Here is a 568-nt window from a genome sequence, read left to right as displayed (position 1 = left end):
GTGCCGCCCCGCGCCGCGGCGCGCACGGACGGGGCCGCCAGCACGGCGGCAGCCAGGATCGTTCGTCGCGTCGGACTCACGGCGTCACCGCTGGGGGGCCATTCTGAGCCGGATCAGTCCGGCTTCATGCCGGATACCTGTAACGCCCTCGCGGACCGGCAAGCGCGGCAGCTCTGCGGCATCTTCCCGGAAGACGCGAGCCTGCGGCCGGCGACGGCGATGCCGGGCGGGAACCCCGGGCATCATCCCGGACAGGGCGGCGCCGGCTTTCGGGAAACCGACGACGTGAAGCCGAGACCGCGCAGCGCCGTGACCCTGTTGCCCGGCAGGATGCGCTAATGCGCGGCCGGGCTGGCGGACCGCTTCTCCATCATGGTCTTGACCTGCATCAGCTGGTCCCAGACCTGACCGGGCGAGGTGCCGAAGAAGTCGAAGCCGGCATTTACGCCGAGATAGATCCCAACGCAGATCAGCGGCACCAGCACCCAGGCCAGCACCTCCTCGCCGCGGCGACGCCGCTGGCGGCGCCGGCGCCGTTCCTCGCGCCGGGTCAGCTTCGGGGCAGGCG

The 568-nt window shown here is 72.0% G+C and carries 2 protein-coding genes; one reads left to right on the top strand and one right to left on the bottom strand.

The window, feature by feature from the left end:
- Window positions 1–339 (top strand): hypothetical protein (locus tag FV228_RS33885; protein WP_210247841.1); only part of this gene is annotated, 339 nt, incomplete at its 5' end.
- On the opposite strand, the gene FV228_RS32205 is transcribed toward FV228_RS33885, so the two are convergent.
- The coding region (locus FV228_RS32205; protein WP_147858013.1) for a hypothetical protein at window positions 336–568 on the bottom strand (233 nt) is incomplete at its 5' end. The genes FV228_RS33885 and FV228_RS32205 overlap by 4 nt on opposite strands.

This window comes from Methylobacterium sp. WL18 (genome assembly GCF_008040015.1).
Lineage (GTDB): Bacteria > Pseudomonadota > Alphaproteobacteria > Rhizobiales > Beijerinckiaceae > Methylobacterium > Methylobacterium mesophilicum.
The sequence above is the reverse complement of the archived record's forward strand: the minus strand, read 5'-3'. Positions and strand labels throughout refer to the sequence as shown.